This window comes from Sutcliffiella cohnii (genome assembly GCF_002250055.1).
Classification (GTDB): domain Bacteria; phylum Bacillota; class Bacilli; order Bacillales; family Bacillaceae_I; genus Sutcliffiella; species Sutcliffiella cohnii.
The window spans coordinates 1,136,325-1,162,635 of sequence record NZ_CP018866.1; the positions used below are offsets into that span (position 1 = coordinate 1,136,325).

A 26,311-nucleotide genomic window follows, 5' to 3' on the forward strand; every position below is an offset into this window, starting at 1 on the left:
CTTAGCCAAAGATATTAGTTTTCTTTGGCTAAGGGCTAATCTTTTTCAAATGATGGAAGTGAATGTATGGTATTCAGTAGTCTTATCTTTATATTTTTTTTCTTACCTATTTCTTTACTACTTTATTATTTAATTCCTAAAAGATATAAAAACGTTATGTTACTTTTTGTTAGTTTATTCTTTTATGCATGGGGAGAACCCGTATATATTTTTTTAATGCTTTTTTCTGCCTTAGCAGATTATATACACGGTCGAATTATATACAAATATCGTAAAACGCAACAAAGTATAGCGAAACTTGCCTTATGGAGTTCGATATCTATAAATATTGCGATATTATCTTTTTTTAAATACGCAGATTTTTTGATTGATAATGTAAATGTTCTCTTAGGTACATCATTAAGTCCACTAGATTTACCTTTACCGATCGGTATATCGTTTTATACGTTTCAGACGATGTCCTATTGTATTGATATTTACCGAGGTCAAGCAAAGCCACAACGAAGTCCTGTTGCTGTTGCTACTTATGTTTGTTTATTTCCTCAATTAATTGCTGGTCCGATTGTTCGCTATCAGACGATTGAGAAGGAACTTATGAATCGAAAGTGGGATAGCGCTCAATTTGCAAATGGTATTTGCTTATTTATTATTGGGCTAGGAAAGAAAGTGTTATTAGCTAACAATATGGGTCAACTGTGGGTTAATGTTTCGCAACAACCATTGAATGATGTTTCAACATTAACAGCATGGATAGGTATAATTGCATTTGCCTTCCAAATTTATTTTGATTTTAGTGGTTACTCCGATATGGCTAAAGGGTTAGGGAAAATGTTTGGCTTTACCTTTCCGAAAAATTTCGATTATCCGTATACTTCCAGAAGTGTTACGGAGTTTTGGCGGAGATGGCATATAACTCTAGGAAGTTGGTTTCGCGATTATGTGTATATTCCATTAGGAGGTAGTAAAAAGGGCTTTTTTATTCTCGTACGAAATTTAATCATCGTCTGGGGATTAACTGGGGTTTGGCATGGAGCAAGTTGGAATTTTATAATATGGGGTTTATATTTTGGAATCATTATTTTTATGGAAAAAAGAGGCGTACTACGTATATTAAGTAAATTACCAACCTTTTTACAACGAATTTATTTAATTTTCCTTATCTTAATTGGATGGGTACTATTCGTATTTGAAGACATTGCTCTAGCATTTTCATATTTTAAGGTTATGTTTTATATACATGACGGGACATTTGTGGACAATGCTTTTTTCTTTAACCTATTTAACAATCTTATCTTACTAGTAAGTTGCTTTTTAGCTTCCATGCCAGTATGGAATTTTTTCTTTAACAAATTTTTAGGTGAGAGGTTCAGATTTATAGCTTTATTTATATGTTATGTTTGTCTACTAATTTCATCTATCGCGTATTTAGTAGATGATTCGTTTAATCCTTTTTTATATTTTCGTTTTTAATAAGGAGATTTTCCTATGAAATGGTTTCAGAATAGTATCATTATATTTTTCCTCGTTTTTATTTCTAGTCTAGGTTTCATAACCGTCTGGAAAGAAGATGAGTCGTTTTCACAATTGGAAAACAGGTTTTTAACAGAGCGTCCAATATTTTCGTGGGGTAGCTTTTTTTCTGGTGAATTTACTGCTAACTTCGAAGAATATATAAAAGATCAATTCGTTTGGAAAGAAGAATGGATTTTATTGAAATCTGATATCGAAAGGATCTTTTTGAAGCAAGAGAACAATGGAATATACTTTGGAAAAGAGAGTTATTTATTCGAACCGCTAAAAGAACCTGGTGAACAGTTAAGTGACAATATTAGTTATATTAATGAGTTTGTTAGAAAAACAGAAAATGTGACCTCGTATATTATGTTAGTTCCAACTTCAGTTAGTATTTATGAGGAAAAGTTACCGCCATTTGTAGAATCGTATAATCAAAATGAATTGTTGGATTCTATCCAGAAAAAACTAAATAAAGATATTGAAGTGATAGATATAAATAACGAATTGATAGATAGAAAGACGGAGTATATTTATTTTCGTACGGACCATCATTGGACGATGAGAGGTGCCTATTATGCTTACGTAAAAGCTGCAGAATACTTACAAGTGGAGCCATTAAAATTGAATGATTTTTCAATAGAGGTTATGTCGGAAAATTTCTTTGGCTCGTTTTATACGAAGGCAGCATCGCGTCGAATTCTTCCAGATAAAATGGAAGTATTTACGCCCAACCTAAATATTGATTACACCGTAACGTATTATGATCAGAATAAAGTAACTTCTTCGTTATATGAACTGGACTTTTTAAAAGGGAAAGATAAGTATGGTATGTTTTTAAACGGTAACCACTCTCTTGTAACGATAACTAGTTCTTTAAAGAATGGACGGAAATTAGCAGTAATTAAAGATTCCTATGCACATACCTTTCTGCCGTTTTTAGCAAATCATTTTGAAGAAATTCACGTTTTGGACTTACGATATTATCATATGAATTTAAATGACTACTTACAAGAGGAAAGTATTGAAGAGGTTTTATTTTTATATAACCTTTCTAACTTCGCTACAGATAGAAATATGTTTTGGCTAATGCAGTAAAGAAGGCACACCAAAATGGATGTGCCTTTCCGTTATTTCGTAATAATAACTGGACCGTCTTTCGTTACGATAATCGTGTGTTCCATTTGGGCAACAAAGCTTTTATCTTCAGTTGCAAACGTCCAACCGTCATTTTTTTGGTATATTTCTTCCGCACCGGTTGAAATAAATGGTTCAAAGGCTATCACCATACCTTCTTGTAACACCTCTTTATCCATTGGGTAATAGTAATTTAAAATGTGGTTAGGAGCTTCATGTAAAGCACGTCCAACTCCATGACCAGTTAGGTTTTTAATAACAGTAAAGCCATTAGCTCGAGCAGTTTGGTAAACAGCTTTACCGATCGTATTGAGGCGAGCACCTACTTTAATTTTTGCTAATCCAGCCTCAAAAGCTTTTTCTGCTACTTCGCATATACGGTATAATACAGGTTCGCCTTCACCTACAACGAAAGACAACCCGGTATCAGCAAAATAACCATTCTTCGAACCAGATACATCAATATTGACTAAATCACCTTCTTGAATAACGCGGTTTGATGGGATTCCATGCGCCACTTCGTCATTTACGCTTATACAAGTAAACCCCGGGAAATCATATTCTCCCTTTGGACCAGAAATTGCTCCGTAATCTTCAAATAGCTTTCCAGCTAATTCATCCAACTCTTTCGTAGTAACTCCAGGTTTTGTCACTTTTATCATTTCATCACGAATGGTTCCACATATCTTTCCGATTTCTTTTAAAGCTTCAAGCTCTTCGTTCGTTTTGACAATCATTGATTTCCTCTTTCCTACGAAATAAATTTCATTCCGCTTATTAATATATACCATTATTATTTTACTTATTTTTTTCCTTATAGACAAAGAAATGTACTTGGTGAAGAAAAAATGGGCGGGAATGAAGACTTGTCCACATTTTCATTCATTTGTGGCAAAAACTTCAATCATTTTTGTAAGGGACAAGCATACGATTATAGTATACTTATAGAAGGTAGGAAAAACGGATGAACGTTTCGAAATCAGTAGTGGCAGCATCCTTGTTTGCAACAGTAGCAATTAGTTTTTGGGGAATATCCTTTGTTTCTGCAAAAGCAGTCATAGACAAATTGGATCCCTTCACGTTGCTAGTTAGTCGGTTTGGGATTGGGGCAACGTTTTTACTCATATTAATACTTATAAAAAGAGAATATTCTTTGAGGCTACCAATCCGCTATATTCCTCATGTTATCGTACTTTCCATCATTGGGGTATTTGTCCATCAACTTCTGCAAGCAAGTGCTCTATTAACGATTGATGCTTCTTCTGCCGGGTGGCTAATTACATTTTCTCCAGTGTTTACTGTATTTCTTTCCATGATATTTCTACATGAGAAAATGACATTCTCTAAAGGTTTTGGCATTATTATTGCTATATGCGGTGTGTTCTTAATTACAGCAACAGGAACGGGTAAATCTTTTAGTTTTTCATTCCATATTGGTTATATGCTTATGATATTAAGCACATTAAATTGGGCAGTTTATTCGGTGCTCTTAAAAAAATTAAATGTTCCTTTACCGGCGCTAGTATTAACTTTTTACATAAGTTTTATCGGATTTATCCTTACACTACCCTTTCTCATGAAACAAAGAGGTTGGGAGAAATTCGAGTCTCTAGCGTATGCGGAGTGGGGACATCTCATTTTTTTAGGGATTTTCGTTTCTGGTGTAGGATATTGGTACTGGGGAAAGGCATTAGAAGTACTAGAGGCATCAAAAGTTTCTGTTTTTATTTACTTAGAGCCAATTTTTACAGTCATTGCTGCTGTCATCCTACTACATGAAAAAATAAAGATAACAAGTGTTACAGGCGGCCTCATTATTATTATCGGAGTCATTTTAGTAAATGGCCATTTTAGGAGACGTTTAGTTTAAAAATATTTCTTAAAAAAGAAACCTTAATACAAGTCTAAACGTATAACATAAAAGGCTTGTACAATAAGAAGTGTCGTTGTCGAAATTTTACAGAAATTTAACTAGACAAAGGAGCTTATATTCTGTCACAATATAATTATTTTAACTAAGGAGAATAATTCAATGTATTACAAAATTATGCAAGTAGGGTCAGTTATACTTTTACTTTTTGCAATTATTTATTTAGGGTCCCTTGTTGACTGGATATTTAGACCAGTAATAGTGTTTGGACAAACCTTGTTTGTACCGATTCTTCTAGCTGGAGTGCTTTTCTACTTATTAAGACCACTCGTACATATTTTAAGTAAAAAGATGCCTAGAGGAATTGCGATTTTATTAGTTTATATCGGTTTAGTTGGATTAGGCGTCGGGCTTTTTTCTTTTATTGGCCCGGAATTACAACGACAGTTTACTAACTTAATTAATAGCATGCCGGTCATTGTGAAGGAATTACAAGTGTTACTACTCACTATTCAAGAGAATGATTTAATTCAGCGATTTGGATTAGAAGATGCATTCGAATGGAAGGATCGTATCGAACAAATTGTTGTCATCGCAAGTGGGCTAGTAGGTGACCTTGTTACTAACACGATTTCTGTTATTGGTACTATTTTTAATACGTTACTATTATTCATTATCGTTCCCTTTATTCTTTTTTACTTGTTAAAAGAAGGGGAAAGACTTCCGCATTTTGTTCTGAACTTTATTAGTAAAGATAAACAACAAAAGGTAAGGCCGATTTTAACGAATATGGATGAGACGTTAAGTAATTACATTCAAGGTGTCTTAATTGTTTGTTCCTTTGTTGGTATTTTGTATTATGTAGGATTTAGTATTATTGGACTTGAGTACGCTTTAGTGCTTGCGATATTTGGTATGGTAACGAATGTGATTCCGTATGTAGGTCCGTGGATCGGCGCAATACCTTCGTTTATCGTTGCCTTACTACACTCTCCTATGCAAGCAATTCTTGTCCTAATTATTGTAGTCGTAATTCAGCAAATCGAGAGTATTTTTGTTCAACCACAAATAATTGGAAAAAGAATGTCGATCCATCCAGTTACGGTTATGATCCTTGTCCTTGTTGCAGGCCGTTTCATCGGAGTAGTTGGAATGATATTAGTAATCCCGACATACGCTGTTGCTAAAGTAATTGCAACACACTTATATAGTCTATGGAAAGTTAGAAAAGAAGAACAAGAAAACTTAATTAAGTAAACAAATAGGATCTATTTCTCATCAAGATGAAAAATGAGAGTAGGTCCTTTTTTATGATGAGAAAAAATAAAGTAATAGAATAGTAAGAATAAGGTGAGGCAATAATAGTTATATCGATTTAATATACTTTTCCAAAGATTAAACGAAAACGAGATAGATAGAAAAGGAATAGAGCTTTAAGAATTAGTTTCTGAATTTTTAAGAAAGGAAGGAAAAGATGAAAAAACTGTTAGCTATACCTATTTTGATTATGGTACTTATTACTGGGTGTTCAACCGAAGAACAACAAATCGATAACGAACATCAGGCTTTTGCAATGAATGATGTGCCGGAAGTACTGGCTGAAAATCTAGCAATTCCATGGTCGATTGCAAAATATGATGAAACATTTTATTTAACTGAAAGAGAAGGTAGTATTGTAAAAGTCGAAAATGGAGAAATAGAACGTCAAACCGTCCATTTTAAAAAAGAGCTTGCAACTGCCTCTGAAGCCGGGCTATTAGGTTTGGTGCTCGCTCCAGACTTTTCAAAATCGAATACAGCTTATGCATATTACACATACGAGGACAGTTCGGGGCAGTTCAATCGTATTGTGACACTACGCTTAGAGAAAAATGCTTGGACAGAAGATAAGTTGCTTCTTGATAAAATTCCAAGTGGTCCACGCCATCATGGAGGGAGATTAAAAATAGGTCCTGACGAAAAGCTATACGCTACAACAGGTGATGCGTCTGTAGAAGAAATAGCCCAAGATTTAACTTCTTTAGGTGGAAAAATTTTAAGAATGAATTTGGATGGATCACTTCCATCTGATAACCCATTTCCGAACTCCTACGTTTATAGTTACGGGCTTAGAAATCCTCAAGGGATTACATGGTCACCTGATGGGACACTTTACTCAACAGATCACGGCAACAATAGAAACGATGAGGTAAATAAGATCGAAGCTGGTCTCAACTATGGTTGGCCAATCATTGAAGGAAATGAACAAAAAGAAGGATTAGTTCCGCCGTTATTTACTTCAGGAGTTGAGGAAACTTGGGCACCTTCTGGAATGGATTATGAAGATGGAAATTTATACGTTGGTGCTCTTAGAGGTACTGCCTTATTGCAATTTAACCTCGAAACAGGGGAAAAACAGGAAATAATAACAAGTCTCGGGAGAATCCGTGATGTATTGATTGAAGGTAATTATCTTTATTTTATTAGTAACAATACGGACGGCCGAGGAGCTCCTCAACCAAATGATGATAAACTTTACAGAATCGAACTATCAGTTTCCAATTAATATTCGTAAAGCCAGTCCTATACTTAGTATAGGGTCTGGTTTTTTTTTGATAATTAACTATTCAATGGACAAATAATAACATGTTAAAATAAAGTAAATCCCCATGTAAATGTTGTAGAAACTAAGACGTTGGGAGAGGGAAAATGTTTACGTTTGAAGAAAAGAAATACATGTTGTCCGTTTTAAAAAAGCAAAAGACAAAAGCATTTTTTAGAAAAACGCCTGAAGTAAACGATAGATTAATTGAAAAACTAGAACAAATGATTCGTAACGAAGAAGTGAACGAACGTGAATTGAGAAACAAATTTTAATTCGAAGAGAATCATCAAAAAGGTGCGCAAATAGAACATTTCGCACCTTTTTAACTTAAAGGAAACTTAGTGAAGTTATGGGAAAGAAGCAAAGAGGTGGTCAGTTTGGAGAAATCACATAATGAAAAGTCTGCGACTGTAATTGGTGCTGGTATAGGTGGCCTTTGTACGGCTATTGCTTTACAACAGAAAGGATGGAACGTTTCTGTTTACGATAAAGCTACAGAACTCAAGGATGTTGGTGCAGGGATTGTATTGTCTGCGAATGCCTTAAAAGTGTTGGGAAAATTAGGACTAGCACTTGAGATCAGAAAAAAGGGTGCCCCGGTTAAAAAGGCCGAAATTAGAACATGGGACGGAAAACCACTAGTGAATGTACCTGTTCATGAACAGGCACAGAGATATGGGAGTTATAGCTATTTAATATACCGTCCCAGCTTACAAAAAGTATTACATGCGGCATTATATGAGAATACAGTGAATCTTAAAAAAAGATTAGTACATATAGAACAGCGTGATTCAAAAGTAAGTGTAGGCTTTGAAGATGGCGAAGTAGTTAAAGATAATTTAGTCATTGGTGCTGATGGGATACACTCCGAAGTTAGAAAAAGGGTAATTGGTCCAAGCCCTTTACGTTATTCTGGTTTTACAGCTATTAGAGGAATTTCTGTCTATGAGGATGCACGTTTCCCTATGGAACTAGGTGGAGGTTTCGAAGCATGGGGCCATGGAAAAAGGTTCGGGTTCTCCCATTTAGGAAAAGGAAGAATCTTTTGGTTTGCAGCTATAAATAGTGAAAGTGGCACTATTATTAATTCCCCTCATCCAAAGAAAATCGCTTTAGATCATTTTAGCGGCTGGTGGGAGCCAGTTACTAACATGATCGAAGCAACAGAAGAATCGAATATAATTGTTCATGAAATTTTTGATAGAAAACCGATGAACACGTGGAGTAACGGAAAGATTACACTGCTCGGTGATGCTGCCCATCCGATGCTACCAAATTTAGGACAAGGTGGGGCGCAAGCGATGGAAGATGCATTAGTGCTCTCTCGCTGTCTTGACGATTACCCGAATGAAGTTGAGAAAGCATTAAAACAGTATGAAGAAATAAGATACGGCCGAACTGCTAAAGTCGTAAAAGGTTCTAGAGCAATGGGAAGAATGATGCAACTCGAAAATCCAATTGCAATTTTTATTAGAAATCAACTGTTACGGAACAGTCCAGACTCTCTTAAAATGAAACGGTTAGAATGGCTTCTAGGACACGAAGTATAGGAGCTAGTAATTTGTGATAGAAGTAATAAAGTATGCCCATAATATGAAACCGTCAGAGCATCATCTTCATATAAAGAAGAAGCTGAGTTAATGAGATATAAAGATATGGGTTAGGTATATAGTTACATAAGCTTCTTAAATCAATTTTAAAAAAGCGTTGTGGATATTAATCCAAAACGCTTTTTTAATATCTACAAAGATGATCTATATAACTTGAATAGATTTAATTGGCACAGGCCATGTTTCTTGTGTATATGCCATTGTCCAAAATTGATGCTCTAACTGTGTGCTCGTAATAAAGTGGTCACGCATGCGTTTTTTTTCGTATTCACTAGCTTTGGCCGCACAAGCATCTATTTTATCCATAAATGTTTGTGTGATGGTGCTAACTTCCTTGTCACCATAAAATGTAATCCATTCGTAGAAAGGGTGAGTTGGTGTCGGTTTTACTTCCTTTATCAGCTTTCTACCAATTTCCCAATACGTCCAGGGACAAGGTGCTAGTGCAGCAAGTGTTTCGCCAAGTGTACCGTTTGTAGCAGCCTCCATCATATGGCGTGTGTAATGATGGGCGGTTGGAGCAAGTGGAGCTTTTTGTAAATCCTCGTACCGAACACCTGCAACCTTACAAAAGTTATTGTGCGGATGTATTTCTGCATTTAAGACAAACCCTATTTGCTCCTGGAAAAACGTCATATCTTCTCTGTCTGTACATTTAGAAACCGCAAGACCATAAATACGGCAAAATGTCGTTAAGTATTCATAATCTTGTTGTACGTAATGAATGAGTGCTTCTTTCGGTACATTTCCTTCTCCAATTCCTTTTACAAAAGGATGTTCAAAAATTGCTTCAAAGATTGGGTCTGCTTCCTGTCTTAACTGTTTTGAAAATGTCATGTAGTATTCCTCCTCCAAATTAATATAAGAAGAACACCCACATTCACCCATGGAAGACAATGCGAAAGGGGGTACGCATGAGCTCTTTTTACAACATAAAAAAGCTCCTCTTCCATGGAAAAGAGAAGCATGAGCATACGAAACGTACTCGATGCACCACTTTCCTCCGCTGGTATAAACCAGATCAGGTTCAAAGGGTCCGACGCGTAAAGCGACGTCTCAGCCTATTGGCTCCCCTAGTGGATATCCTATTCCATATACTACATGAATTTAGACATTATTCAATATACAATTGGAAAAATAGTTAATTTTTACTAAAATGTATCGTGATGCTATGTTTTTAATTGTTACTATAGAAATAAGTAGTAAACAAAAAAAGAAAATTAATCTCAAATCTGTCACAAAATAAATCAGTTAATCGTCTTGTTTGTAAAATAGGAGGATGATAACAATGAAGAATACAGAAAGAAATTGTGTTGTAATTGGTGGAGGGATTGCTGGACTTACTGCTTCTATTTATTTAGCACGTGCAGGATTATCCGTTACATTAATCGAAAAAACTAAAACAATAGGTGGTCGGGCAAAAACAGAAGTGATGGATGGTAGTTATGTCAATCTCGGACCACATGCCTTATATTCAAAAGGAAAAAGTTTAGAAATATTAGCGGAATTAGGCATCTCTCCAAAAGGAAATAGCCCTGCCATCGGGGGAAAGGTGTTTTACAATGATTCACCGTATAACCTTCCCGCCAACCCTTTCTCTGTATTAACTAGTGATTTATTTAGTTGGAGAGGGAAAATGGAATTACTCCGCTTTTTTATACTTTTACAAACAAAAAAATTAAAGAGCAACCGAGAGATCTCCGTTGACCAATGGCTTCATGAAAATATAAAGGATGAACGTGTTCAGAAATTTATTCTCATGCTTATACGTTTATCTTCTTACTGTAACGACCCTGATAGGCTTCGTGCCGAAGTTGCATTTAAGCAGCTGCAATTAGGAAAAGCCATTTATGTTCATAACGGTTGGCAGTCAATTATAGAGGAGTTAAAAGAGAAAGCGGAAAAATTAGGTGTCATTATTCAAGCGGGAGCCTCCGTTCAACAAATAAAAGGGAAATTTCCACAGTTTGAAGTGAAATTAAGTAACAATAAATCAATCTTCACACCATATATTTTATCAACAGCAAGCCCAAATGAGTTGAGGAAATTCCTTCAGGGCTATGAAATAGATGCAATCAATGAACTTATACCAGTCCGGGCAGCATGTCTGGATATAGTGCTAAACAAAACACCGAATCCTACAGTATCATTCGCCTTGAGCATGGACCAACCACTCTATTTTTCTAATCATTCCAACGTCGCAACATTAAGTGACAATCAAAGCCACTCCGTCATACACGTAATGAAATATTTGAGCATTAATGAACCTAGAACGGATTTAAAACAGGAGCTCGAACAGTTTCTTAGTCGAGTTCAACCAGGCTGGGAAAAACATGTTATATCAAAACGTTACCTACCGAACATAACAGTAACTAATAGCATGATGAAAAAACAAAAAAATGAAATGGAGCAGATTCCAGGGTTATTTATTGCCGGAGATTGGGTTGGCGCAGAGGGAATGTTAGTTGACAGTTCTTTTTTTAGTGCAAAGCAAGCGGCCATGAGCATTATTGAATTAAATGAAAAAATGGGAGTGTAGCGAGGATGGAAATGGAGGAAGCATATACGCAGTATAAACCGCTACTTTTATCCATATCTTATCAGATGGCAGGAAGTATGACGGAAGCGGAAGATATCGTTCATGATATTTTTATAGATTTTCATAAGATTGATAAGAACAATATTAAAGATTATAAATCGTATTTGTGTAAAATGGCCACTAATCGAACGATTGACCATCTAAAATCCGCGAGTAAAAGAAGAGAACATTATATCGGACCGTGGCTCCCTGAACCGTTAAATACAGATCAAGATCCGCTGCATTCTATCGAACAACATGACCAACTCTCCTACGCGCTCCTAACACTACTAGAAAAACTTAACCCGGTTGAACGTGCAGTATTTGTATTAAGAGAGGTATTTTCTTTTTCCTATGATGAGATGGAGAGTTTCATAGGAAAAGAGGCGGCAAACTGTCGGAAAATATTGAGTAGAGCGAAGAAAAAGCTGCATTTTCATGAATCTAAAAAAAAGAATAATGTAGGTAGGGATGAAGAAGAAAAACTAATTAATCAATTCGTTTCTGCCGTAACGACTGGAAATACAGACGAACTATTTCAACTACTGAAAGAGGACGCAATTTTATACAGCGATGGTGGCGGCAAAGTTACCGCAGCAATATTTCCGATTGTTTCAAGTAAACGAATCGCTCGATTTATATTTGGCTTATTACAAAAATACAGTGATGATACGTCGTTATCCATACAAATGACACTAATCAATGGCCAGCCAGGACTTTTTATCAGTAGTGACCGAGAACCGAGCAGTGCCGTCTGTTTTGAGATTACAGATCAAAAGGTAACGCAAATATTTGTAATTCGCAATCCAGAAAAATTAACGTATATGTTGGAAAGTGGGAGGGGAAAAAAATGAACCTATTTATTCGTATCATAGAAATATTGTTAGGCACTATTTTTCTCGGAGCAGGACTTAACGGATATGTGGTTTTATTCGGATATGAGCCGTTTGCTCCTACAAGTCCAGCCGCCATGGAGTTTTTAGGAGAGGGATACTTTTTAGCGCTTGAAAAGGGTGTAGAAATAGTTGCAGGGATTTTACTTATAGTTCGTAAATATGTTCCATTAGCATTAACTGCATTAGCAAGCATAATCATTAATATAGTCGCATTTCATATTTTTGTAGATTCTGATTTGTTATTACTTGCTTTATTCATCACATTATTGGAAGGGATATTAGTATGGTACTATCGTGATAATTTTAAAGGGCTTTTGGAAAGTACCGTTAAACAAAAGAATTAAACTTATTGAGCATGAACAAATGAAAAAGAGGCTGAGACAAAACTAAAATGATCATGATAAAAAACGAACAATCGCAGAATTAGCGAAGTATATTTCCGGAGCGGATTATTTCCACTCTACTATCTTTTGTTCGTTTTTTACTTTGATAAAAATAGTTATGTCCCAACCTTTTTTTTGTTCTTTTTATCCAATTGTCTAAGTACCATATTACCTGGTCCTATATAGGAATATAAAAATAGGAAGCTACTCCTATACTAAAACACTCGATTAAGAATAGTGGGTGATACAATTTCTTTTTAAAAAATTGGAAAATAGTAACTAACAACATTAGATTACTTAAAAGGTAGCATTCAAAAAAGGGGACGATAATGCATGTTAGATACAATACCATTTATTAATCGAAAAAAGAACAGGAATAATAACTCTGAAACGATAAATATAGAAATCTATCATAACGATAACAATTTAACATCACTCTTTGATAATCATCCAGATCCAATTGTTGTGATAAATAAGGATGGATATCCTATTTATGCAAATGATGCGTTAACCGCTGTTTCAGGCTATACAATGTCTGATCTAAAATACAAATATATAGAGTACGTACACAAAGATTATGTTGAAGAGGCAAAAAAGTGTTTTAAAAAGGGGACTAAAGGAAAGGTTCAGCATTTTGTTTCGTGTATTTATGATAAAAACGGTAATGTTATGACAGCTAATATAACGTATGTTCCGTACACAGATTCGATGAAAAACATTATCGGTGTTTATTGCATCATAAAAGATATGACTAAAATGATAGAAATAGAAAATACGTATCACGAACAGCAAGAAAGAATACAGAAAGTGTATGCTCATTTAGAGGTAGGAGTTTGGTCTTATGATGTTCTAACAAATACTTTTTTACTCACGTCACCAGGTGTAGAAAAGATAACTGGATATACGGTAAAAGAACTAAATGAGTCGATAAAATGGCAAGACATTATTTATGAGAATGATAAAGAAAAATATACAGATGAACAGTTTAAGCTTTGGAACGGAAATAATATAAATCACGAATACCGAATCGTTCGTAAAGATGGGAAAGTTGTATGGCTTCAAGATCAAACATTACCTGTTAAAGATGAGCATGGTGAAATTATTCGCATAGATGGTATCGTAACAGAAATTACAAAACATAAAGAAAATGAAGAAAAACTATATAAATTAGCTTATTTTGATTCCATAACTGGTCTTTTTAATAAAGAAAAATTTGATACAGTACTAGCTAAGAAAATAGCAACTACTAGCAGAAGTAATGGAAGCTTTTCTGTTTTATATTTAGATATTGATCGCTTTAAAAAAATTGTCGCAACGCTTGGATATAGAATAGCGAATAAGCTATTAAAAGCATTTGCTACGAGATTAGAAGAGTTAGCAGGAGATGTGTCTTGTATTGGAAGAATTACTTCGGATGAATTTGGAATTATTACGAATGAACGTATTAGTCGTGAAGAGGTTATGCTATTAATTAATAATCTGTTTGATGATTTAAAAGTACCATTTATAGTGGACGATTATGAATTATTTCTAACGGTTAGTATCGGGATTTGTTCCTATCCGGAAGATGGACAAGACGTTGTTAGCATCGAAAAAAGTGGGGAAATCGCTTTAAGTAGAGCAAAAGAACGTGGGAAAAATACGTATTATTTTCTAAATAAAATTACGGATTTGACTCATTTACGTCATATTGAAATAGAAAGTGATTTAGCGAAATCGATTGAGTTGAATCAATTACTCCTCTATTTTCAGCCACGGGTAGACACAAAGAGCGGAAAAGTTTTGTCTGCTGAAGCGCTAATACGTTGGCAACATCCGAATTGGGGATTAGTTTCACCATCAGAGTTCATTCCATTAGCTGAGGAAACAGGCTTTATTAATGAGATTGGTGATTGGGTAATAAGTCAAGTTTGTCAGTACTTACATGATTGGAAAAAAGAAGGGAAAGAAGTTATTCCAATTTCCATAAATATTTCTGCGCAACGATTCCTAAGGCACGATTGGAAAGCGTTTATATGTGACATCATAAGCAAAACAAAGATAGATCCAGCTTTTATCGAATTTGAAATAACAGAGACATATTTAATACGTCACGAGGAAGAAATAATAGAAGCGATAAAATATTTAAAGCAATTAGGGATAAAAGTTGCGCTAGATGATTTTGGTACTGGCTTTTCTTCAATATCGCAATTAGCCAAGTTCCCAGTCGATACAATAAAAATTGATCGCTCTTTTATTAAAAAAGTAACAGAACAAAACGGAGACGAGATATTAGCAAAAGGAATCATTTATATTGCAAATAGCTTAAATAAAAATGTGGTTGCGGAAGGAGTAGAAACTGTAGAGCAATTAAATGTATTGCAACAACTAGAGTGTAAAGAAATTCAAGGGTTTCTTTTTAGTAAACCAGTTCCGGTCATTGAGTTTGTTCGAATTTTAGAAAAGAAATTTCTTAAGCCAAAAAGTGCGGAAAGCTCGCGTCCAATTATAAATAAAAGAAAATATTATCGTATCGATTTACCGTATTCGATAGAAGGGAAAATGACCTTAACATCCATTCAAGGGAAAGAGGTTGATTTAGGAAAAACGGATATATTGATACAAAATATTGGTCCGGGAGGGTTAAAGTTTTTATCCACCATCAACCTTCCTGTACGGCCAGATGTTATTTATCAATTTGAAACGACTATATTAAATGAGCCGATAACGGTACTCGGCCATGTTGTCTGGAAGGTAGAAGATGTAGGCACTTTCCAATACGGAATACAATTTGTTATCGATGAAAAAGATAGAGATAGATTAATAAATTTATTTAACCATTTAACACTGCATTTAAGAAAACCTTCTAGAGCCACTTACGGAGAGGTAGTGGAAAATAGTCATAATTATTTTAGACAAAAGAAATTAGTTTAAATTAATTCAATATAAAGTCCATATATAACGCATGTAAAGATTTCCTATCCCTAACAGTATATTAGTATGGTAAACTAATAAAGCGAAATACTGTAAAAAAATAGTAACAAGAGGGTATGAGAAAAAATGAGCGATAATAAAATTAATATACTATTAGTAGATGACCGTACAGAAAATTTATTAGCATTAGAAGCAATTCTAGATAATGAAGACTATCAATTAATAAAGGCAACGTCAGGTGAGGAAGCTTTAAAATTTCTCTTAAAGTATGATTTTGCAGCAATCTTATTAGACGTTCAAATGCCTGGAATGGATGGTTTTAAAACAGCAAGTATAATAAAAGCGAGAGAAAAAACACGTCACATTCCTATTCTATTTATTACCGCTAATCATTTAGACCAAGAACATGTTTTTACGGGCTATTCTGTTGGTGCTATCGATTATATTTTGAAACCTGTCGATGCACTCGTATTAAAAGTAAAAGTAGAGGGGTTCGTTCATCTTTATAAACTTAATGACCAATTAAAACAACAAAAGAAGGAATTAGAAGAGAAAAATAGATTGCTGGAAGAATCATACTTAGAGCTATCAGAAAAGTCTAATAGGCTAAAAGAGTCAGAAGCCTTATCTAATGTCATTTTCAATACTTCTATAGACACGATGCTAGTTTTAGATGAAGATGGCACGTTATTGAAGGTGAATCCAGCTTTTGCATCGATGTTTTTATATAAAGTAGAAGAAGTCGTTGGTACAAATATTAGAGATTATTTTTCTAACCAATCACAGTTAGAGCAGTTAGCGAACAATTACGAGCAGTTCATAAATATACCCCCGACTATAGAAAAGAAATTAGTTATAAATGCGGTAAAAAAAGATGGAAGTGTTTTTCCTGTAGAAGCTCAACTTGGAAGAAAACTTGTTAACGGAAAAAATATAATTGCCGTTACAATCCGAGATGTAACAATCCAAAAGGAATACGAAGAAAAAATTACACATATGGCTTACCATGACTACTTAACAGGATTACCAAATCGCCGTTTTTTTGAAAGAAACCTACAAGAGCAAATGGAAGCTTCTATCGAACAAAATGAATCATTTGCTCTTATGTATATAGACATTGATCGTTTTCAATCTGTTAACAATTCATTAGGTCAACGAATCGGTGATGAGTTGTTACAGCTAATTGTACAACGAATAAAAAATAGTGTGCCAAATGAATATACTATTTATAGAGTTGGTGGCGATAAGTTTGCTGTCTTTTTATCAAATCGAGAAACAGCAATAGAAATTGCAGAAGAATTGCTTACAACGTTCAATAGTCCATTTTTAGTCCACTATTACGAAATCTATGTAACGGCAAGTATCGGTATTAGCATTTTTCCATACGATGCAACTAATGCACAAGATTTAGTTAAAAATGCAAATGCTGCATTATATCAAGCTAAACGAGAAGGTATGGACAACTATCAACTTTATCATTCTGGCTTAAATCTACAAACATATCGAAAGTTTATGTTGCAAAATGATTTGCGAAAAGCTTTAGAACGCAATGAATTAATTGTTCATTACCAACCACGCTATGTCGTACAAGAAAAACAAATGATGAGCGTAGAAGCGTTAGTTCGTTGGAATCACCCTGATTGGGGCTTAATTTATCCTGGAGAATTTATTCCGATTGCAGAGGAAACGGGTATGATTGGACAAATTGGCAAATGGGTTGTAGAAGCAGTATGTAAACAATGGAACGAGTGGAAGGGAAAAGGGTTACCACCAGTTAGAATCTCGGTAAACTTTTCTGGACAACAATTTCTCCATAAAAATATGGAGGAAGAAATGAAAAGTATTATTAAGAAACAAGAAGTAGATCCAACATACTTAGAGTTTGAAATAACAGAGTCTACTTTAATGTCCAACCAATCCGCGGTTCTAAAAATGATAAATAGTTTTAGAAATATGGGAATTAAAATTAGTATTGATGACTTTGGAACGGGCTACTCTTCCTTAAGTTATTTACGGAAGTACCCTGTCGATATAATTAAAATAGATAAATCATTTGTACAAGATCATTCCGATGAGAGTAGAGCGTTAATCACCGCAATTATAACACTAGCTTCCCAATTAAAGATGAAAGTTGTAGTGGAAGGCGTCGAAACGAACGAGCAGTGGGAAGCAATGAAAGCTATGAAATGCGATGAAATTCAAGGTTATTACTTTAGCCGACCTCTTCCATCATTAGAACTAGAGCAATTTTACGCAAGGCAGCTTGAAGGGGAAAATATTCGAAAAGCGGAAATGCAAAAAGAGGTCACTGTAATCCCACAATTGGAAACAGATAATGAACTGTTAGTTAATGCTTTGGCGAAAAATAAACTAACGTTCTCTTTGTCAGCAAGAGAACTAGAGGTGTTAACCCTTGTCGTAAAAGGATTTACTAATAAAGAAATTTCGGAAGAATTATTTATAAGTGAACATACGGTTAAAAACCATATAACGAAGATTTTCCAAAAACTAAATGTAAATGATCGGTTACAAGCGATGGCGAAAATTTACCAAAGTTTTTTAGAATTAGAAAAAACGAGATAGATCTGAGGGAACAAAATGAAAATAAAAACGAGGTTATTGCTAGCTATAAGCGCAATTCCAGTTCTTATAGTATTAATTGCACTTATTACTTTATTCCAGTTAAACAATTTACAAAATATGAATCAAAAACAGTTGGAATACTTTGATACAATTATGCTGGCTCAGTCTATTCAAAGAGATATGAAAGATGAAGCGGTCAGTTTACGTGACATCGTTATCTTTCAAAATGCTCAATTAATAGAAGAAGAGAAAGAACAATTAAATCACCTAAATACTTCAATAGAAATGAATCTTCTGAAATTAGAAAAACTATTGGATGAAAGCGAATTATACGATAGTTTTATTGAGTTGAGAATGGTCCGGGAAGAGTTTAGTACTTATAAGGAAGAAGTTCTTGAATTACTCTCCACCGGTCAAAATGAGGAAGCAATACAGCTCATTAACAATGATAGTAAGAAAATACATGAAAACTTTTTCAATTCTATTACTAAAATTGTCGAAGGACTCGAAGTATCTGTCAAACATTCTATAACAGATAGTTCTACTCAATTTGAAGATCAACTTTACACTAGTAATATTTTTGCCATTATCGGTATTTTATTAATTGCTGGTTTTATAGTGAAGAATGTGTGGGACATTTCTAACAGACTTAATAAAGTTTCCAAAATTATGTCTGATGTGGCAAGCGGAAAAGGAGATTTAAGAACAGAATTAGAAGTTACATCCACTGATGAGATTGGTGATGTAGCAACGTCCTTTAATAAAATGACCTTTACTTTAGCGGAACAATTGGATAAAGAACAAACGTTAACATGGACGAAAACGAATATAGCCAAAATTACAACAAACTTAAGTGAAAAACAAGATTTAGAATCTTTATCTAAGACGTTACTTTCTGACCTTGCACCGTTATTAGAAATTGTCCATGGTGTACTTTACGTTCAGGATACGCAGAACAAAGAGGAAGGTTCAGCATATCGTCTTTTAGGAACGTATGCGCTAAAAGAGAGAAAACATAATAACAATGTAATTCGTAAAGGCGAAGGACTCATCGGTCAGGCGGTATTAGAAAAAGAATCGATAATTATAACGGAACTTCCTAATGACTATGTACGTGTACATTCTGGAATAGGCGCAGGAAAACCATTGAATCTTTATGTACTGCCAATTTTGTTTGAAGGAGAAGTAAAAGCTGTTTTAGAAGTAGCTACTTTTAAAAGCTTTACTGTTGATCAACAAAACTTTGTTGAGGAGTTACTAGATGGTATTGGTATTATCATTGACAATATTCAAGGTAGATTACGACTAGCATATTTATTAGAAGAAGCTCAAACATTAACGGAAGAGGTTCAAGCACAAAGTGAGGAACTTCAGTCTCAACAAGAAGAATTAAGACAAACAAATGAAGAACTAGAAGAGCAAACACAATCACTTCGTGCATCCGAAGAAAAATTACAACTTCAACAAGAAGAACTAGAGCAAGCAAATGCTGATTTACAAGAGAAAGCTCTATTTTTAGAAGAACAAAACAAAAAGTTTGAAACAAAGAATCGGGAAGTAGAGGAAGCAAGGGTTCAATTAGAAGAAAAAGCAAGTCAGTTAGCGAAAACATCAAAATATAAATCGGAGTTTTTAGCTAATATGTCTCATGAATTAAGAACGCCTTTAAATAGTTTGCTAATTTTATCAAAGCTATTATCGGATAATACGGATGGGAACTTATCAGGAAAACAGAGAGAGTATGCCAAAACGATACACACTGCTGGTAGGGATTTACTCATGTTAATAAATGATATATTAGACCTTTCTAAAATTGAAGCAGGAAAAATGGAAGTAAACTACCTTCAAAAAGATATGAAGGAAATGATAGAGACGATCGAACAGCAATTTTTACCTGTAGCGTTTGAAAAGAACCTTAAGTTTTCTATTAAGATAAATGAAACAGTCCCTCCTATTATTCAAACGGATGATAAGCTATTACAACAAATTCTTAAAAACTTATTGTCTAACGCATTTAAGTTTACAGAAGAAGGGTCTGTTACGTTGCAAATTGACTATGATAAAAACAAAGAGTTATTTTATTTCCATGTTAAAGACACTGGTATAGGAATAAGTCCTGAAAAACAGGCGATCATTTTTGAAGCGTTCCACCAAGGGGATGGTACTACAAGTAGGAAATACGGTGGTACTGGTCTCGGCCTCTCCATTAGTAGAGAATTAGCTAGTTTACTAGTAGGAGAAATTTCCGTTTCAAGTATGGAGAATGTCGGAAGCACCTTTACGTTAACTATTGGAAAGCCAACTGAAATACCCAAATGGTTGGATGTAAAACAAGGGTATGAGGAAGTAGCTGTTACAAACGAAGTAATTCATCCTTATAAAGATACAAAACAAGTTGATTGTGTAAAAATGGACTCGGTGAAAACGGAAAAGGATGAGGAAATCAAACGAGTCCTTATTATTGATGACGATCCGATGCAAAGAAATAGTTTAATGGAATTAATAGGGGAGCACAATATTATAATGAAGGCTGTTGCATCAGGGAAAGAAGCGATGGAACAAATTAAGAAAGATCATTACGATATACTAATTTTAGACTTAGGTTTACCTGATACATCGGGCTTTAAATTGCTAGAAAGTTTAGCAAATGAATCGAATAATGAGCACCAAAAGATCTTTATTTATACAGGGCGTGATTTAACATCAAAAGAAGAACTTCAATTACAACGATATGCTGATTCGATTATTATTAAGGATGGTTATTCCCCAGAGCGCTTAAAAGAGGAACTAACATTATTTTTACAAACAGAGCAAACGGAAGACGAACCGATTGTACAAGAAACTGTCAATGCTCAATTAGATGATATACATGTATTAATTGTTGACGATGATGTTCGAAATGTATTCGCCCTGTCTAATGCTCTTGAGTTATATGGAATGAAAGTATCGTTCGCAGAAAATGGAAGAGAAGGAATTGAACTGTTAAAAACCTCCGATAATATTGATATCGTATTAATGGACATCATGATGCCGGAAATGGATGGTTATGAGGCAATTCAGCGTATAAGAACAGACCTAAGTTTAGATACACCTATTATAGCCTTAACTGCCAAAGCGATGAAGGAAGACCGTGATAAGTGTATCGAGGTAGGAGCTTCTGACTACATTGTGAAGCCTGTACTACCTGATCAATTAATCTCCTTAATGAAAGTATGGTTATATCGTGAGGACAGTTAGGGGCTTTCAAATGGATATCGAAAAATATTCTAACGAAGAAACATTAGAAAAAATTGAAATTGAACTACTTTTAGATGGCATATATAAACTATTTGGCTATGATTATCGTAACTATGCCTATCAGTCCATTAGAAGGAGAGTTTGGCATCGTGTGTACGCCGAGAACTTATCAACCATCACATCATTAACAAACAAAGTACTTCATGAGTATGACTGTTTAAACCGTTTAGTAGCGGACTTTTCGATAAATGTGACGGAAATGTTTAGAGATCCATCTTTCTTCTTAACTATTCGAGAAGAAATAATTCCAATCTTGCGCACATACCCTTCCATTCGAATATGGCATGCAGGTTGTTCGAGTGGTGAAGAAGTATATTCCATGGCCATTTTACTCGAGGAAGAAGGCCTATATGAGAAAACAAAAATTTACGCAACGGATATTAATGCAGACATATTAAAAGTAGCAAAAAAAGGTTTGTTTTCGTTAAATAATATGAAAAGATATACAAGTAATTACATTGCTGCTGGTGGAAAAAATGCCTTTTCTTCTTATTATGAAGTAACTGAAAAAGGTGTAAAGTTTCACTCGTATTTGTCAAAAAACATTGTATTTGCACAGCACAACTTAGTGACGGACGGCTCTTTCAATGAATTTCACGTCATTATTTGTAGGAATGTATTAATATATTTCAATAAAACGTTACAAAAGAAAGTGCATGATTTATTTTACAATAGCTTAAATATGTTTGGATTTTTAGGAGTCGGAGATAAAGAAACAATCGCCTACACTCCACAAAGTGAAAAATATATACAAGTAAACAAATCAGAAAAACTATATAAAAAAATAAAATAGAACAAAAGTTAATGAGGTTGAGACAAAACTTTAACAGACTAAAAAACGAACAATTGAAGGGTTTAGCGGAGGAAATATACGTAGACTCCTCGGAAAATGCGTCCGCCTTTTTCTTCGTGCGATGTTTCGCTGTCGAAGCCTTCCTTGTCCTGCGGGAGGAAAGGCATAGGTGAGACCCCGCAGTGCGAAGCACGAGGAGGCTCACCAGCCGCCCGCGGAAAGCGAAGTATATTTCCGGAGCGAGTTTTCCCCGAATATTCTTTGTTCGCTTTTTAATTGGTTATAATAGCTATGTCCCAACCTCTTTATATATATTTATGTCTTTTAGACTACTAAATTAAGCTTTTAAACCATTTTTTTCTGAATTAAACAAACAGGTGACTTTCTATCTGTGTATCTTATATAATAGTAAATAAATATTTTAATTTTTTAATAATTAATGATACACTAATAATAGAATAATATTGATAAACGGAAAAGAAATGGTCGTACGTTAGTCTTTAAGAGTTAATGTAAGCGCGACCAAATCTTTCTACAAAACTTAGGGGATAAGGGCGATAAATATGAGCAACAAACAAACGAAAACAGACGTTATTTTAATTGGTGCTGGTATTATGAGTGCAACGTTGGGGACACTGCTAAAAGAATTAGTGCCAGACTGGAACATCTCAGTGTTTGAAAGACTGGAAAGTGCAGGAGAGGAAAGCTCTAACGAATGGAATAATGCCGGAACAGGGCATGCAGCATTGTGTGAACTTAACTATACTACTGAAAAACCTGACGGCTCAATTGATATTAGCAAGGCAATAAAAATTAATGAACAGTTTCAAGTTTCGATGCAGTTTTGGTCCTATCTTGTAAACAGAAAACTTATCAATAAACCAGAAGAATTTATTAAACAATTACCTCATATGAGCTTAGTGCATGGGGTACAAAATGTACACTTTTTGAAAAAACGCTTTAAGGCGCTTTCAAACAATCCGTTGTTCCACGGGATGGAATATACGGAAGATCCAGAAAAGCTAATGGATTGGATTCCGCTTATTATGGAAGATCGCAATGTAAACGAGCCAATTGCAGCAACAAAAATTGACTCTGGAACAGATGTTAACTTTGGGGATTTAACTCGCAAATTGTTTACCCATTTAGAAAGCAAAAATGTCAATATCAACTTTAACCATAATGTAGATGGTATGAAACGTACGAACGATGGATCGTGGGAATTAAAAGTTCGTAACATAGCAACAGGTAGAGTAGAGCGTCATACAGCTAAATTCGTCTTTATTGGTGGCGGTGGCGGAAGTCTACATTTACTACAAAAATCAGGCATTCCTGAAGGTAGAGGTATCGGCGGATTCCCTGTAAGCGGCATTTTTATGGTTTGTAATAATCCAGAAATCGTTGAACAGCACCATGCGAAAGTATACGGGAAAGCAAAAGTTGGTGCTCCACCAATGTCTGTACCCCATTTAGATACTAGATTTATAGATAATAAGAAATCATTACTATTTGGCCCGTTTGCTGGTTTCTCACCGAAATTTTTAAAAACAGGATCCATGTTTGATTTAGTAACTTCTGTAAAACCGTACAATGTACTAACGATGCTAGCAGCTGGCGCAAAAGAAATGGCGCTTACGAAATATTTAATTCAGCAAGTCATGCTCTCAAAAGAACAACGGATGGAAGAGTTACGTGAGTTCATCCCGAACGCTAAAGCGGAAGACTGGGATCTAATTGTAGCAGGACAACGTGTGCAAGTGATTAAAGATACAGACGCTGGAAAAGGAACACTTCAGTTTGGTACAGAAGTAATTACTGCAGCGGATGGATCCATCGCAGCATTGCTAGGCGCTTCGCCAGGTGCTTCGACAGCAGTATCTGTTATGTTAGAATTAATGGAAAAATGTTTCCCTCAACATATCGATGAATGGAAGCCAAAAATAAAAGAAATGGTACCTTCATATGGGGTTTCACTATTGAAGAAGCCAGATCTAATTAAAGAGATACACCAAACAACAGCAGAAACATTAGGTTTTATTGAAAAAAAACAAGGTAGTCCCAAAATTAAAACGCGTATTTTGCAGGAAGCATAATTTGCCTTAATGGCGAATTATGCTTCTTTACTTTTCAACGCTAGTATAAACCGGTAGGTAAAAGCGATTCAGTTAGCACAAAAGGTAGCTCGGTTGGCACAAAAGGTAGCTCGGTTGGCACAAAAGGTATCTCGGTTGGCGCAAAAGGTATCTCGGTTGGCGCAAAAGGTATCCCGGTTGGCGCAAAAGTAAGTTCGGTTGGCGCAAAAGTGAGCTCGGTTGGCGCAAAAGCGATCCCGGTTGGCCCAAAAGTAGCTCCGACTGGCTCCAAAGAGGCTCAAATGGCTGAAGAAATTATCGCGAAAAATGGAATTAGCGAGAAACCGTAGCACAACATTCACCCTAAAAAAGAAGTGGGGAAAAACATCTAGGTTTTCCCCACCCAAATGCACTACCTATCCCGATATTTAGAGGAAACGGTAATATTTCTCTCCAAGTAACTCCTTTTCTTCAAAACTACCGACAGCTAACTGGGCCTTAATGAAAGCTTGTAAATCAGACTGTTCTACATCATACATTACTTCTATTTCTTTAGCGAATAACAGCTTTTCTTTTTCCAGTAAGCTAGACAGAGACGGTTGTTCGTTTCGTTTCGGTTCTTCCTTTAAAACTTGTTCTAACCCAGAAACATAATATTCTAAAGCACGACTTCCGACCATTTTAACACCTTTATCTTCCTCATTGACCATAATAATGGTTGGGAAACCTCTCACCCCTAATTTTGCTGTAAGGGCAAAATCTTCGTTCAATAATTGCTGTCCAATAGGACCTCCTGCTTCCTTAACAATTTCTTCACCATCAAGACCTAAGTTATTTACATTTTCAATCATCACAGATACTTCCGCAATATTTGCATTGAACGCAAATAGCTCTTCTCGCGCACGGCGTAAATATTCGTTTGCTTTTTCATCGCCATGCTTTTTTTGAATGACTTTGTAGACACGAGATGGGGGGAATGAAGACTGAACAGGGTTTGTAATCATCAATGACCCGTCAATCGGCATACGTGAATATTCACCAACTTCTCTCCAATGACCTGCAACATCAGCTGGCCCAGAAATGCCATTAGCAGGATCTACTGGCCCATCGCCCCATTTTTCTAATAATCCACCCATAACAGTATGGAAATTAAAGTAATGCCCGTACTCTTCTTTTAAACGACGAAGGGTAGGTTCAAGCGCCCAACAATGCGAGCAAATAGGGTCAGTTACATAATATAAATTTATCTTTTTCTCCGGTTTGTTTAAATCAATTACTTCCATATCGTTATCGTCCACGACACCACATACACCTGTTTCTACATCACATATCAAATTATTATTGTTCGCCACAACTGATTCTCCTTTTCTTTTAGGCTATAATTGAATAATAGTATAGTTTGGAAATTTTCCATACCAATAAGTTGAAGGATTTGTTGTTTATCCAACACACGCAAGGAATTGTTGAAAAAAGGAGGGGGTATTTTCATGAAAGAATCAAAAACAGATCCTCGAGTTATCCGTACACGGAAATTAATTATGGACTCTTTTATTGAGCTTTCGGGTAAAAAAGAATTTAAAGACATAACGGTGAAAGATATTACAACAGAAGCAATGATAAATCGGGCAACGTTTTATTATCATTTCGAAGATATATATGACTTACTAGAAAAGGCGTTATCTGAAGTGCTTTTAATAAATTTAGACAGTAAGCTGTATGAAAAAAGTGAATTAATCGAAGAGACGTTCGTGAACATTTTTGAAGCAATAACAAATTTCCAAATCTCCTTATCTAACCGCTGCCATAGAGGGTATGAGGATACGATTGCTCGCATCATAAGAGAACAATTGGAAGTGCTTTTTTATAAAATGTTAGTAAAAGAAAATAAGGAAGAAAGAAAAGAGTTAAAAATAACCGCAATCATGCTTAGTTGGGGTATGTATGGAGCTTCTGTAGAGTGGAGAAGAACTGATAAAACCGTAGGAGCAGATGAGTTTATAAAAGAAGCGATTCCTTTTATTACGAATGGAGTTCAATTTCTTAATAGAAAAACGTAGCAGTCTAACCCGAATAGGGTGCTGCT

The 26,311-nt window shown here is 35.1% G+C and carries 19 protein-coding genes and 1 riboswitch; of the genes, 16 read left to right on the forward strand and 3 right to left on the reverse strand.

Going from position 1 to position 26,311, the window contains the following annotated elements; all coding sequences use genetic code 11:
- The first annotated feature begins 66 nt into the window (after nucleotides 1–66).
- Both BC6307_RS05540 and BC6307_RS05545 read left to right on the forward strand, forming a co-directional pair.
- The gene (locus tag BC6307_RS05540) at nucleotides 67–1,470 is read left to right on the forward strand and encodes an MBOAT family O-acyltransferase (protein ID WP_066419758.1); all 1,404 of its coding nucleotides are present in this window, start codon (nucleotides 67–69) and stop codon (nucleotides 1,468–1,470) included.
- Nucleotides 1,471–1,485: 15 nt separating this feature from the next.
- Nucleotides 1,486–2,610 (forward strand): DHHW family protein, encoded by a 1,125-nt coding sequence (locus tag BC6307_RS05545; protein WP_066419756.1) that lies wholly within the window; start codon nucleotides 1,486–1,488, stop codon nucleotides 2,608–2,610.
- Between the two features lie 32 nt (nucleotides 2,611–2,642).
- Here BC6307_RS05545 and map read toward each other — a convergent pair whose 3' ends face one another.
- A complete protein-coding gene (map, locus tag BC6307_RS05550; protein WP_066419755.1) occupies nucleotides 2,643–3,386 on the reverse strand; it encodes a type I methionyl aminopeptidase in 744 nt (247 codons plus the stop codon).
- Between the two features lie 227 nt (nucleotides 3,387–3,613).
- Here map and BC6307_RS05555 point away from each other — a divergent pair, with 227 nt between their 5' ends.
- The 5 genes from BC6307_RS05555 (at nucleotide 3,614) to BC6307_RS05570 (ending at nucleotide 8,653) form a co-directional block, all read left to right on the forward strand.
- A complete protein-coding gene (locus tag BC6307_RS05555) occupies nucleotides 3,614–4,519 on the forward strand; it encodes a DMT family transporter (protein ID WP_066419753.1) in 906 nt (301 codons plus the stop codon).
- Nucleotides 4,520–4,681: 162 nt separating this feature from the next.
- On the forward strand, nucleotides 4,682–5,776 hold the full coding sequence (locus tag BC6307_RS05560; RefSeq protein ID WP_066419751.1) for an AI-2E family transporter: 1,095 nt from the start codon (nucleotides 4,682–4,684) through the stop codon (nucleotides 5,774–5,776).
- A 217-nt stretch (nucleotides 5,777–5,993) separates the two neighbouring features.
- A complete protein-coding gene (locus BC6307_RS05565) occupies nucleotides 5,994–7,064 on the forward strand; it encodes a PQQ-dependent sugar dehydrogenase (protein ID WP_066419750.1) in 1,071 nt (356 codons plus the stop codon).
- A 143-nt stretch (nucleotides 7,065–7,207) separates the two neighbouring features.
- Entirely contained in the window at nucleotides 7,208–7,375 is a 168-nt protein-coding gene (locus BC6307_RS24725) for a hypothetical protein (protein WP_157076696.1), read from the forward strand.
- Between the two features lie 96 nt (nucleotides 7,376–7,471).
- Nucleotides 7,472–8,653: an FAD-dependent monooxygenase gene (locus BC6307_RS05570; RefSeq protein WP_066419760.1), complete on the forward strand. Its 1,182-nt coding sequence runs from the start codon at nucleotides 7,472–7,474 to the stop codon at nucleotides 8,651–8,653.
- A gap of 204 nt (nucleotides 8,654–8,857) precedes the next feature.
- Here BC6307_RS05570 and tenA read toward each other — a convergent pair whose 3' ends face one another.
- Complete coding sequence (gene tenA / locus BC6307_RS05575) at nucleotides 8,858–9,550, reverse strand: thiaminase II (RefSeq protein ID WP_066419749.1); 693 nt, start codon at nucleotides 9,548–9,550, stop codon at nucleotides 8,858–8,860.
- A 144-nt stretch (nucleotides 9,551–9,694) separates the two neighbouring features.
- Nucleotides 9,695–9,798, reverse strand: a riboswitch (TPP riboswitch).
- 203 nt (nucleotides 9,799–10,001) lie between these two features.
- Between tenA and BC6307_RS05580 the strand changes: the two genes are divergently transcribed.
- From BC6307_RS05580 to BC6307_RS05615, 8 genes are all read left to right on the forward strand, one after another.
- Nucleotides 10,002–11,252, forward strand: coding sequence for a phytoene desaturase family protein (locus BC6307_RS05580; RefSeq protein ID WP_066419747.1), 1,251 nt, complete (start codon nucleotides 10,002–10,004; stop codon nucleotides 11,250–11,252).
- 5 nt (nucleotides 11,253–11,257) lie between these two features.
- Complete coding sequence (locus BC6307_RS05585; RefSeq protein ID WP_066419745.1) at nucleotides 11,258–12,145, forward strand: RNA polymerase sigma-70 factor; 888 nt, start codon at nucleotides 11,258–11,260, stop codon at nucleotides 12,143–12,145.
- Nucleotides 12,142–12,531 (forward strand): hypothetical protein, encoded by a 390-nt coding sequence (locus tag BC6307_RS05590; RefSeq protein ID WP_066419743.1) that lies wholly within the window; start codon nucleotides 12,142–12,144, stop codon nucleotides 12,529–12,531. Before BC6307_RS05585 ends, BC6307_RS05590 begins: the two co-directional genes overlap by 4 nt.
- A gap of 372 nt (nucleotides 12,532–12,903) precedes the next feature.
- A complete protein-coding gene (locus tag BC6307_RS05595; protein ID WP_066419741.1) occupies nucleotides 12,904–15,483 on the forward strand; it encodes an EAL domain-containing protein in 2,580 nt (859 codons plus the stop codon).
- Between the two features lie 126 nt (nucleotides 15,484–15,609).
- The gene (locus tag BC6307_RS05600) at nucleotides 15,610–18,066 is read left to right on the forward strand and encodes an EAL domain-containing protein (protein ID WP_066419740.1); all 2,457 of its coding nucleotides are present in this window, start codon (nucleotides 15,610–15,612) and stop codon (nucleotides 18,064–18,066) included.
- Between the two features lie 15 nt (nucleotides 18,067–18,081).
- A complete protein-coding gene (locus BC6307_RS05605; RefSeq protein ID WP_066419738.1) occupies nucleotides 18,082–21,303 on the forward strand; it encodes a response regulator in 3,222 nt (1,073 codons plus the stop codon).
- A gap of 10 nt (nucleotides 21,304–21,313) precedes the next feature.
- The gene (locus BC6307_RS05610; protein WP_066419736.1) at nucleotides 21,314–22,156 is read left to right on the forward strand and encodes a CheR family methyltransferase; all 843 of its coding nucleotides are present in this window, start codon (nucleotides 21,314–21,316) and stop codon (nucleotides 22,154–22,156) included.
- A gap of 563 nt (nucleotides 22,157–22,719) precedes the next feature.
- On the forward strand, nucleotides 22,720–24,249 hold the full coding sequence (locus tag BC6307_RS05615) for a malate:quinone oxidoreductase (RefSeq protein WP_066421350.1): 1,530 nt from the start codon (nucleotides 22,720–22,722) through the stop codon (nucleotides 24,247–24,249).
- A gap of 407 nt (nucleotides 24,250–24,656) precedes the next feature.
- Here BC6307_RS05615 and BC6307_RS05620 read toward each other — a convergent pair whose 3' ends face one another.
- A complete protein-coding gene (locus tag BC6307_RS05620) occupies nucleotides 24,657–25,511 on the reverse strand; it encodes a DsbA family protein (RefSeq protein ID WP_084380747.1) in 855 nt (284 codons plus the stop codon).
- 204 nt (nucleotides 25,512–25,715) lie between these two features.
- Between BC6307_RS05620 and BC6307_RS05625 the strand changes: the two genes are divergently transcribed.
- The gene (locus tag BC6307_RS05625) at nucleotides 25,716–26,285 is read left to right on the forward strand and encodes a TetR/AcrR family transcriptional regulator (RefSeq protein ID WP_066421343.1); all 570 of its coding nucleotides are present in this window, start codon (nucleotides 25,716–25,718) and stop codon (nucleotides 26,283–26,285) included.
- The last annotated feature ends 26 nt before the right edge of the window (nucleotides 26,286–26,311 follow it).

Coding starts and splice junctions, on each gene's coding strand:
- BC6307_RS05595 (WP_066419741.1), top strand. CDS start 12,904: ATGTTAGATACAATACCATTTATTAATCGAAAAAAGAACAGGAATAAT.
- BC6307_RS05615 (WP_066421350.1), top strand. CDS start 22,720: ATGAGCAACAAACAAACGAAAACAGACGTTATTTTAATTGGTGCTGGT.
- BC6307_RS05540 (WP_066419758.1), top strand. CDS start 67: ATGGTATTCAGTAGTCTTATCTTTATATTTTTTTTCTTACCTATTTCT.
- BC6307_RS05625 (WP_066421343.1), top strand. CDS start 25,716: ATGAAAGAATCAAAAACAGATCCTCGAGTTATCCGTACACGGAAATTA.
- BC6307_RS05585 (WP_066419745.1), top strand. CDS start 11,258: ATGGAAATGGAGGAAGCATATACGCAGTATAAACCGCTACTTTTATCC.
- BC6307_RS24725 (WP_157076696.1), top strand. CDS start 7,208: ATGTTTACGTTTGAAGAAAAGAAATACATGTTGTCCGTTTTAAAAAAG.
- BC6307_RS05555 (WP_066419753.1), top strand. CDS start 3,614: ATGAACGTTTCGAAATCAGTAGTGGCAGCATCCTTGTTTGCAACAGTA.
- tenA (WP_066419749.1), bottom strand. CDS start 9,550: ATGACATTTTCAAAACAGTTAAGACAGGAAGCAGACCCAATCTTTGAA.
- BC6307_RS05560 (WP_066419751.1), top strand. CDS start 4,682: ATGTATTACAAAATTATGCAAGTAGGGTCAGTTATACTTTTACTTTTT.
- BC6307_RS05605 (WP_066419738.1), top strand. CDS start 18,082: ATGAAAATAAAAACGAGGTTATTGCTAGCTATAAGCGCAATTCCAGTT.
- map (WP_066419755.1), bottom strand. CDS start 3,386: ATGATTGTCAAAACGAACGAAGAGCTTGAAGCTTTAAAAGAAATCGGA.
- BC6307_RS05545 (WP_066419756.1), top strand. CDS start 1,486: ATGAAATGGTTTCAGAATAGTATCATTATATTTTTCCTCGTTTTTATT.
- BC6307_RS05610 (WP_066419736.1), top strand. CDS start 21,314: ATGGATATCGAAAAATATTCTAACGAAGAAACATTAGAAAAAATTGAA.
- BC6307_RS05600 (WP_066419740.1), top strand. CDS start 15,610: ATGAGCGATAATAAAATTAATATACTATTAGTAGATGACCGTACAGAA.
- BC6307_RS05580 (WP_066419747.1), top strand. CDS start 10,002: ATGAAGAATACAGAAAGAAATTGTGTTGTAATTGGTGGAGGGATTGCT.
- BC6307_RS05565 (WP_066419750.1), top strand. CDS start 5,994: ATGAAAAAACTGTTAGCTATACCTATTTTGATTATGGTACTTATTACT.
- BC6307_RS05620 (WP_084380747.1), bottom strand. CDS start 25,511: ATGGAAGTAATTGATTTAAACAAACCGGAGAAAAAGATAAATTTATAT.
- BC6307_RS05590 (WP_066419743.1), top strand. CDS start 12,142: ATGAACCTATTTATTCGTATCATAGAAATATTGTTAGGCACTATTTTT.